General features: G+C 59.5%; 1 protein-coding gene. It reads left to right on the top strand.

All coding sequences use genetic code 11. The features are described 5' to 3' along the window. Positions 1 to 54 precede the first annotated feature (54 nt). Positions 55 to 279, top strand: a 225-nt coding sequence (locus C5P05_RS34890; protein WP_157979131.1) for a helix-turn-helix domain-containing protein, incomplete at its 3' end; no start/stop codon positions are given.

The following is a 279-nucleotide window of genomic DNA, read 5'->3' as shown; positions in this document are numbered from 1 at the left end:
AGCGGCCTCAAAAGTGAAGTGCAACACACCTTTAATTTCCCTTAAGGTGTGCCCATGAAATCAGAACCTCGCTACAGCCAGCTGGACTACCAGGACCGCCAGACCATTGCCATCAGCCTCGAACAGGGGTTAAGCATGCGTGCCATAGGTCGCGTACTGAACCGCAGCGCCGCGACCATCAGCCGCGAGATTGCCCGCAACAGTGGTGGCAATGGTTACAGCTGCCGTTATGCCCAGCAGCGCCGGGTGCGAAGACGCCGCCACGCCAGACCACTGCCC

The organism is Rhodoferax ferrireducens, from assembly GCF_003347515.1.
Taxonomy (GTDB): Bacteria; Pseudomonadota; Gammaproteobacteria; order Burkholderiales; family Burkholderiaceae_C; genus Rhodoferax.
This window is presented reverse-complemented; position numbering and strand designations above follow the sequence as displayed.